Source organism: Roseibium sp., from assembly GCF_025698965.1.
In the GTDB taxonomy this organism is placed as follows: Bacteria; Pseudomonadota; Alphaproteobacteria; order Rhizobiales; family Stappiaceae; genus Roseibium.
The window spans coordinates 1-9361 of sequence record NZ_JAILWL010000250.1; the positions used below are offsets into that span (position 1 = coordinate 1).

The following is a 9361-nucleotide window of genomic DNA, read 5'->3' on the forward strand; positions in this document are numbered from 1 at the left end:
CCTGCGCAATCTGGGTGGACACCTTGGCCACATAGCTCATGTCATGCGAGCCGTCTGGCGAACTTGGTGTGCCGACGCAGACAACTGCGACATCGCAACCTGAAATCCAGTCGCCAATCTCGGTAACGGCGTGGAGATTTCCGTTATCGAGTGCTTCGTTCAAGAGTTCCTGCAGCCCAGGTTCGGTGATCGGGGACTGCCCCCCGTTGAGTTCCTTAACCTTCGCAGCGCTAACATCGGCTCCAATAACCCGATGCCCTTGCTTGGCGATACAGCACGCGGCCGTCGCCCCGACATACCCTAGACCAAATATTGAAACTAACATTCCTATTCCTTAAATACAGCACGAAAAGCGCCCGCTGAAGTTTCACCTTAATATTCCCTAAGTAAAATTCGCGAAACCTCCGCAGAACAACTGAGATAAGATTTCGGACTCACTTTAAAAATACACTTTTACATTAAATGTTATTCTCCAGCCTTAAAACTCAAATTAATATCGACATATATAGCAATAATTCTTTTAATCATCACTCAAGATCCACCGATTATTACTTCCACTACTTTTCGGCGAATTCTTTTTTTCGGCCAAGAAGGAGACCATCAAACAAATCTCCTTCTAGTTTTGTTTTTCATGCTTGAGGACACGAATTGCGTTCTCGGGGCTCCAAACAGGCGTTGCACATGGACCGTTGAACGCATCGTCCTGACAAAACAGCAACATACTTGCTTCGGAGCCGCGTCCGAACAAACCATCCAGAGCACCTTTGTAGTATCCAAGGTCCTGAAGCTTTTCCTGAACGATGTAGGCAACCTGCCGACCGGCCCGATCAAATCCACTTTGGACAAAGCGATTCCGCCCGGCTTCGGTCAGATCTTCGGAAAGCAGTGAAATTTTCTCAAAATCCTCGACTGAAGAATTGATTTCCGAAAGCAGTGTCAGACGCAATCCTGCAGCCGCATCATTCCCCGCAGCAATCGCTGAATCGTAGTAGGACAGCGCCCTGGAATTGTCCTGCGGCATTTCATAGTCACCACGCAGGAAGACATTCGCCAGCGCCATGGACGCCTGAGCAGAACCGGACGAACTCAGATCTTCGAGCAGCCTTAAACCCTCGGCCTGCTTTCCAGGCGATCTCGCAGGGTTCAAATAAGCCAATCCGATTTTGATCGTTCCTGTTTCATCGCCCTCATCGGCGGCCTGCTGGTAAAGTTCCAGCGCACGTTTGTTGTTACGATTCCGCCAGAAAACATCCCCCAGGCTGGTCAAAGCACGCTTGTTCCCGCGCTCCACCGCTATCGCAAAGAATTTCTCCGCCAACCGGAAGTTTCTTCCGAGGTTCCTGCCGTGCAAGTACTCGCGTCCCAGCAGAAACGGCGCTGCACTGTGTCCTCGGTCGGAAGCTTCTTCCAGATAGACTGCAGCCTTGGCAACATCGATCGGCACGCCTTCACCGCGCAGATACGCCCGTCCGAGACGGAAAGGAACAGTCGGCCCATCTGTTTCAGAAACCAGCGTTTCAAGGAGGCTGTACCCCTTCACCTTGTCGGTGTATGGCTGACCGTCCTCGAGATGGAGACTGGCCAATCCCTGCTTGGCCCTGACATCGCCAGTTGCCGCAGCCGTTTCCAGAATTTCGATCCCTTTTTCAGGGTTTGCCGGAACGATTTCACCTTCAATCAAGATACGCGCGTAAGGAACAACCGCAGATGCGACCCCATCGTTATAGGCTTCGGTCAAATAGCGAAGGCCAAGGACCGGGTCCTGTTCCAGAAGTTCACCCGACAGAAATAGGTCGGCAAGGAACCTCTTCGAGCTTCCCGTCGCCTCTGGCGTCAGCTTTGCCAGATAGTCTTCCGCCACCTGCTGATTTCGCGGAATGAATTCTTCGTCGAGATTGAGTTCGATCAGCCGCATCAGAGCTTTTTCAGAGCCTGTATTGGCTAGCACGTCGAGTTTCGCGACCGCTTCGTCGATCTCTTCCTTGCTTGCATCTTCCCGCAGCAAAGTGTCCGCCAACAGGATGACAGCCCCTTCTTCGCCGTTTGACGCTAGTTCTCGGGCATATGTCAACGCTTCCTTTGTGCGCTCCGCACCGAAATCACCACGCGCATACGATCTTGCGAGCGTTCTGGCGGAAGAAGTGTCACCACCGTCCGCTGCATCAGACAAAATCGCCTCGGCTACTTCACGGCTCAGTCCGTCGTAGTTGCCGTCAACCACCAGCGAAGCAAGAATGACATTAGCCCGCTCCTGACCGTTTTCAGCGGCTTTTTCGAGCAGAGAAATTCCCTTCTCGAGATCGCGGTCGACATTCGCTCCTTTCACATACTCCTGCCCAAGCAAAAGAGCTGCACTCGAGTTGCCGAGATTTTCCGCTTTTGCGATGTATCCGATTCCCTTTGCCGGGTCGGCTGGTACACCGTAGAGGCCTCTCGAATAAATCTTGCGCAACAGGAAAAGAGCACCCTCAACGTTTTGGGACGCCAGTTGCTCCAACTCGGACAAGGCCTTGTTTGTATCGAACCCGCCATCTTCGAGTTGCGCCTCGATCAGGGTCACTCTCGTGCTGGCGGTCCGCTTGATCGCATTTTCGTCGTTACCGCTGTTTGCAACAACAGCATCGAGAAAACTCTGAGCGCGTGCCAGGTCTCGAAATGCTTCGGGACCCGTGGCGTAGAACTTGGCCAATTGATCGTTGGCGCGCACATCCCCTTGCGCTGCCAGAGCCTCCAGACTGCCGACAGCGTTGGTGTACTCGCCTTTTTCCTGATAAAACTTGAACAAATAAAAAGATGCGGGTTTGAAACCGAGCGCGGCTGCCTCACTGATCATGGCCAAGCCACGGCCTTCGTTCTGGGCCAGTACATTTCCCTCGACGTAGTTTTCACCAAGGACATACAGAGCTTTGGCGCTGTTGTTATCGACGGCTTCAAACAGAAGGTCTTCAGCTTCCTGAATGGTTTCCGGATCGCTCGCATTGTTCAGCAGCTCTTCCGCCTTCTGGATCAGCTCACTCGACGATTGTGCATGTGCGAAAGAGCCAGTGCACAAACTTAGAACCAGCACGGAGTTTCTTACATATTTGCCGAAATGAACAAACATTGTCTTCCCATCGCAACTAACAAGATAAAAATCAACAGACACCTAATTTCCACAGTACTCCTCAACAATTTACGCCCTTAAGAAAATAAACTTTTTCACCTTACTTCACTCCAGACAATAAACCGATCGCAAACTTCTCGTATAATACGATTTTCGCAAATAAAATTTGTAAAGATCGAATTATTATTACTTTTCCACTTACCGTTTCAAGGATTGCTCCATTGAAAGAGTTTCTAATACGTTTTTGAGCATTGTTCACGCCAAAATTCGCGTCGTGTGCGTGTAAGCTTGCGCTTTCAAGCTCCCGCCGGAGCACTCTTGCCTTCTCAAGGGTCTGGCAACAATGTCACACGTTTGAACACCCAAACGGGCGTTTTTCAGTAATGTCATGCGGCTACGCTCATACCAGATTCAACACGCTGAAACACACACTCTCCCTGACTTTATTGTTTCTAATTGTTTCTCTAATCGAGTTTTCCAAATCTTCATCTTGACGAAAATTTCATAAGAGATATCGATGATTTCAACCATGTAAATTCAGGCAATTTTTCACCCTACACAATTGAATGACAGAGCCCAGCTTCAATTGAGTAAATTTCATTTAGTAAAATCACACAAACCACAAAGGCAATACCGATAGAAATCGAACTGACATCAGAATTCACGTGCATGCGATTTGACTGCAAAGTCCACCAAAGAAATGCTGATTTTTTTTCGCAACGCAACCAAAAAGCAAGGGAAGTGAAAAATTTTCAGACACGTAACTCCATAAGCCCTTGAAAAAAATCACTTACAGTTTTCTACAAGAGGCTATTGCACAAAATTTCAAAATAACTTAATAGACTATTAACGTTGCTCGGATCAAATCGGGCGGGTTGAAAACTATTTTATGTGCCTTTGAATTCGCTAATTTGCACTTTGATAAATCTGGCGATGTGTCAGAATATGAAATTTGATGGCTGGGAAAAATTATTGTGTCTGACAATGTCTATTCAGTTGATGAAATTTCATCAACGCGATCAATTACGGGACGATATTCAAGCACCGGAAATGCGAGCAAGGCACTTAAACGGTCTGTGGATCTGATAGGCGCCTCGGTTGGCCTGCTTCTCCTTTCCCCGTTACTCCTGTTCATTGCAGCGGCGGTCAAGTTTACCAGCAAGGGGCCGGTGCTCTTCTGTCAAAGGCGGCACGGCCTGAACGGGGAGACGTTTGTCGCCTACAAGTTCAGGTCAATGTACACCAAGAGCTGCGACACTTCCGGTGTTCAGCAAACCGTTAAAGACGATCCGCGCATCACACCCTTGGGTCGCTTTTTGCGTCGCAGCAATTTTGACGAGTTGCCGCAGCTTTTGAACGTCCTTGAAGGGAAAATGTCGCTTGTCGGGCCGCGGCCTCATGTTCCGGGCATGCTGGCAAACGGTGTTCCTTACGAGGAGTTCGACTCGCGTTATCAATCCAGGCATAAAGTCAGGCCGGGTATAACCGGTCTGGCCCAGGTCAGAGGGTTCAGAGGGGAAACGAAAGATGCCTACGCGGCCCGCATGCGTCTTGAATATGACCTCGACTATATCGAAAGCCAGTCAACCTTGCTGGACATCAGAATTATGTTCGAAACCGTCATGAAAGAATTTTTCGGCGGCAAAGGCTATTAGAACCTCATTCTGCTGATCGTAATTCACGCCACGCTGCAATGTTTGCAACGTGGCGTTTCTTGTTCGCGACACCGTTGGCGCTGACCCGAATAAATCTGTATCAAACGTATCTCTATTGCGCTTGAAACTGGCCGTCTTCCGTTGATCTATAGGTTTTTGAATTTAAAACGCCTACAAACGTGTGAGAGATAGAGTTGCTGCGTGGGAGCGGTTCTCGTTGGGAATGGCCTGGAGCCTGATAGTGTGACCTCATGAAATTCATCAACCCCCTGCCCTTTGTGCAGGACATTGGCAAGTCGGTGGCATTCTATAGGGATGTTCTGCAACTCAATGTCGTCGAGGATCACGGCAATTTCGTTCAGTTCGAGAACGGTTTTGCACTTCACGACGGTGCTTCACTCTATCGAACCATATTCGGAAAAAACCCTGACGAAACCGGTCCCTATGGCCGCACCAACCTCGTTCTTTATTTTGAAGTAGAGGACTTGAACGCAGTCTATGCGCGCATAAAGCCGCAAGTGGATCTGGTGCATCCAATTCTCCAGCAGAGCTGGGGACAGCGCGTTTTCAGATTTTATGATCCAGATCGGCATTTGATCGAAGTCGGCGAACCGTACTTGCCCGATACAATCTGATTAGTGCAGCTGGAATCCTGTCCGCAGAGCTTCAAGGTTTGCAGGCAACGTATCGCTTGCCTCATTGGCTCTGCAACGCTGCAGCCTCTCTCTCCATCAACGGGTTTGCGGCGGCTTATTGCCGGAGCGCTGAAACCTCAGGCATTCAGCTTTTCGATATCGTAGACCAACCGCATGGTCTTTCTGCCCCATTCCAGCACTGCATCGCGTTCCGCATGAGGTCCGACCTGCGCGGCAGCAGCAAGGCAACCGACCGTTACATGGTGCTGCAGTGTGGCCAGCACCTCTGCTTGCCGGGGCGGAATCTTGCGTCCGAACTTTTCCTGAAAAGCCACGATCCGCCGGAACACCTCCTTCTGGTGATGCGCTTCGAGGGCGACCAGTTCCTCAGTACTGCCCATTGCACGTAGCAGCTGCCAGTGCCCTTGAGAGTTGATGCTGTCATCGCGCGACAGGCATTCGAATACGGCATCAGAAAGCTCTTCCAGCCGTTCGCCGCCATCGAACCGGTCGCCAACTTCATCCAGTTGATCCAGCGTTTGCTGTAGCCATTGGCTGAAAAGTTCGTAGAAGATTGCGTCTTTCTTCGGAAAGAACTGATAGAGCGATCCGATGCTGATCCCGGCCCGTCTGGCGATCTCATTGGTCGTTATCCTGTCAGCCGGACCTTCGTTCAGCATGGCCAGTGTCGTATCGAGGATGAGCTGAACCCTTGCGCGAGAACGCTCCTGTTGCGCCGCCTTTCGCTTTTTGACAGATGTCCCCTCGGCAACTGACACTCAGCCTCTCCTCTCACCCAATCTAACAATCCATCAATAACCGACGTGACAAGAGCGAATCTCTGCACGTCTCAGCGCGTCCGGTTTAAAGCATTAATTGGCTTTATGAACCTTCCCTTTGCGCCAATAGGTTATTGAAAACTGGCGCCCCTTGCTCAGCCCCCATTCGCTCTTGAAGAGTTTTCGCATTTCCTGTGCGTTTTTATACTCCCCGGCAAACCACGCAAATTGCGTGGTGTCCTTGCCGGTTTGTTGCCTCGCCAAGTTCAAGATTTCGTCGCTGAAACAGGCGTGCGGCAGAGCATGCAATGTGAGATCTGTCTCAGGCAAATAGGATCGTAGCTCGTCCAGAGTTTCCGCTTCTCCAATGACGTGCCCGGAAGTATTCGCTGGAAGATCCTCCAGCATGCGCGCCAGAGCCGGCAATGCTGTCTGGTCACCTGCGAGAAAAATGCGATCGCCTTCGCTCGGGCGTTCGTGCCCCCCAGGACCGAGAAGGCCGATCCTGTCGCCCGGCCGCGCCTTTTCCGCCCAATCTGAAATCACACCACCTGGATGCCTGACGATGTCGAAGTCGACTGTGCCAGTATCCAGATTTACGGACCGGATCGTATAATAGCGTGCGTGAAGCGCGTCCTCCCCGACCGGCCAGGTTGTCGTCCCGTTGGCAGCAGTTGTGGGCCATACGGGTATCCGGCCAGCAACGGCAGGACACAGGAGCTTAACGTGTATCCCCGGTCCCTTGAGCCTTTCAATTTCGCCCAAACTTTCAAATTGCAATCTTAGAAGACCGGATAGAGGTTCACTCCTGTCAACCAATACCAGTTCCTGAAAATTTGCCGGCCGTCCTTCGCCGATATTGTCGACACCAGCATCTTTCCATCTGAGCGCTTCGGCAGCGGTCGCATTCAGGTCTTTCAGGTGCAAAACCGATGCTTCCTTCAAGATGCACAGGAGACTTTCGGAAACCGCCGCAACCTTGAAGGAGAGTCCCTTTCCGTTTGAGGTGATCTGGATGGAGTTGTCCCCAACCACAATTCGGGCGTCCCCCGGTCCTGAAGTTTCAAGAACCGCGTCATGTTCCTCAGCATGGGCGACCAACTGCGCAAAAGCTTCATCTGCGCCAGCAAAAGGCACATACGTGCTTGAGGATAAGGTCTGATTTGACATCTTGTTCGAACTCGTTTCGCTTTTTCCAACCCAAGTGAAGTGTTCGTAATCCTTGAGAAAATTCGACACACTCGATACGCAGTTCCGTTTGCAATCACCCCAAGGCAGATTGAAACCGAACACGATAAACCGTTAACCTGGCAGTCTCCTGTTGGATGCTGCCGGCGATAGGCCTGGAATTGATTTGAAGATTTTTTTGGGCTGAGGCGGCGCTACATTCGCGATATCGAAATTAGTTGCCCTGGCTGTCGCGTTCTTACACCAAAAACGTGAGTCGGGAAAACCGGATCGCGTGATGTTGCGAGCAACGGCCAGGAGACAGACCTTGGTCAACGCGGAAACATTCACTCCGCTTGTCGGCTCAAGAGCAGCATCAGGAACGGTGTCCCAACCAGTGCCGATATAAGCCCTGCCGGCATTTCGTACGGAAAATAGCCGTTCCGGCCAATCCAGTCGGCAACGATCATCAAACTTGCTCCGGCGGATGCCGATACCAGTATCTGGCCTCCGGCTCGCGTGAATCCGAGCTGCCGGGCAATATGCGGCGCCATCAGCCCGATGAAACTTAAAGGCCCGACCGACAGTGTTGCAGCAGCAGTCATCAATCCTGCAAGGCAGAACAGAACGCCTCTTGCACGCTTAACCGGCACACCAAGCGCTCCTGAAACCTGCGGCCCAAGGTCGAGGATGTCGACCCAGCGAACCAGCACCAGACACACTGCGAAAAGAACAAGTGAAATCCCTGCAAGAAGCAGGCTGCTTTGGTCTGTGGCTCCGTATGTGGAACCACTCATCCAACGCAGCAGAAGCAGCGATCTCAGATCGCCCGTCGCGGCAAGAGCTCCGATCAGAGCATCGAGCAGTGCCGTGAATGCAATCCCCGCCAGAACCATGCGTTCAGCCTGAAATCCGCTTTTCCTGGCCATGAGAAGGATCAGCCCCATGATCGCGAATGCACCAACGGCCGCCCACACAACAAGAGGACCGGTCTGATTGGATGCCAGGAAGAAGACGCCAAAGGCGAGGCCAAGCATGGCACCGGAACTTACGCCTAGTACTTCCGGGCTGGCCATATCATTTCCCGAAAGCCGTTGAAGGATGACTCCGGCGACCGCCAGCATGACCCCGGCTGCGGCAGCACTGACCACCCGCGGTGCCCGCAATTCCCATAGCAGGTCGAAGGCAGAACTTGAAAAAATCAGGTGCCAGGCCCCTGCCCCTGTCCTGCCGAACGCGATGCTGCCGATCAAAAGTAGAAAAGGGAATAAAATTCCAAGCGTCAGTGTTACGGACATCGGTAATGACCAGCGCGTGACTGCGGCTGGTTGCGCCCCGGGCACTTGGAGTGACTTCGTTTTCCTTAGCAGAAGCAACAACAAGGGACTGCCGAACAACGCCGTCACCGCTCCTGTCGGAATAAAGTCCGAAAGCGATCCAGCAAGGAGTTGAATGGTATTGTCGGTCAGGAACAACAATAAACTGCCGATCAATGTCGACCAGACTATCTGACTGCCAACTGTCCGGGCACCAGTTAAACGGGCAAGCGCCGGTGCAGCCAGCCCGATAAAGCCGATAACGCCGACTGCACTGGTTACGATCGCTGCCAGGCCAACGGCCACGGCGACTGTCAGTGCTCTGAACGTCGCCGGCGAAGCGCCGAGCGCACGGGCCGAATCGTCTCCAACGCTGAGAACAGCCAGCGGGCGAACCAACAAGATGGCCGCAAGTGACAAGACGAGAAGTTTGGGAACAAGGCTCAGCGGAATGGTCCAATCCTGCTGAGACAGCGATCCCGCTCCCCAGATGAACAGGCTGGCCAGATACCTGTCGTTCAGCAACGTCAGCAGAGTAGCGGCAGCACCACAATAAAGGCTGACAACCAGGCCACCCAGCACCAGGGTTACCGGTGAAAAACTCCGTCTGGAGACGAGTGCGAAGACGACACCGGCCGCCACAAGACTGCCTGCGGCGGCAACCGCGTCCCGGCTGAAAGCGACAAGGCCGGGTGCAAAAAGTGTC

At 52.2% G+C, this 9361-nt stretch carries 7 protein-coding genes; 2 read left to right on the plus strand and 5 right to left on the minus strand.

The genetic code is table 11. The annotated features are described in order from the left end of the window. Together K5905_RS19335 and K5905_RS19340 are read right to left on the minus strand one after the other, a co-directional pair. On the minus strand, positions 1-325 hold a 325-nt coding region (locus K5905_RS19335; RefSeq protein WP_297586735.1), incomplete at its 3' end, for an NAD(P)-binding domain-containing protein. Between the two features lie 291 nt (positions 326-616). Continuing rightward, positions 617-3103, minus strand: a complete 2487-nt coding sequence (locus tag K5905_RS19340; protein ID WP_297586737.1) for a tetratricopeptide repeat protein — start codon at positions 3101-3103, stop codon at positions 617-619. Positions 3104-4077: 974 nt separating this feature from the next. On the opposite strand from K5905_RS19340, the gene K5905_RS19345 reads away from it, so the two are divergent. Next, positions 4078-4758, plus strand: coding sequence for a sugar transferase (locus K5905_RS19345; protein WP_297586739.1), 681 nt, complete (start codon positions 4078-4080; stop codon positions 4756-4758). A gap of 251 nt (positions 4759-5009) precedes the next feature. Continuing rightward, complete coding sequence (locus K5905_RS19350; RefSeq protein ID WP_297586741.1) at positions 5010-5393, plus strand: VOC family protein; 384 nt, start codon at positions 5010-5012, stop codon at positions 5391-5393. 137 nt (positions 5394-5530) lie between these two features. Here the strand turns inward: K5905_RS19350 and K5905_RS19355 are convergent, their stop codons facing one another. From K5905_RS19355 to fhuB, 3 genes are all read right to left on the minus strand, one after another. Then, the gene (locus tag K5905_RS19355) at positions 5531-6172 is read right to left on the minus strand and encodes a TetR/AcrR family transcriptional regulator (protein WP_297586742.1); all 642 of its coding nucleotides are present in this window, start codon (positions 6170-6172) and stop codon (positions 5531-5533) included. A 93-nt stretch (positions 6173-6265) separates the two neighbouring features. Next, positions 6266-7342, minus strand: coding sequence for a siderophore-interacting protein (locus tag K5905_RS19360; protein ID WP_297586744.1), 1077 nt, complete (start codon positions 7340-7342; stop codon positions 6266-6268). 344 nt (positions 7343-7686) lie between these two features. Further along, positions 7687-9361 (minus strand): Fe(3+)-hydroxamate ABC transporter permease FhuB (gene fhuB / locus K5905_RS19365; protein WP_297586746.1); only part of this gene is annotated, 1675 nt, incomplete at its 5' end.

Bases quoted from the DNA above. Each gene is read 5' to 3' on its own strand.
- K5905_RS19340 (WP_297586737.1), bottom strand. From the start codon at position 3,103: ATGTTTGTTCATTTCGGCAAATATGTAAGAAACTCCGTGCTGGTTCTA.
- K5905_RS19350 (WP_297586741.1), top strand. From the start codon at position 5,010: ATGAAATTCATCAACCCCCTGCCCTTTGTGCAGGACATTGGCAAGTCG.
- K5905_RS19360 (WP_297586744.1), bottom strand. From the start codon at position 7,342: ATGTCAAATCAGACCTTATCCTCAAGCACGTATGTGCCTTTTGCTGGC.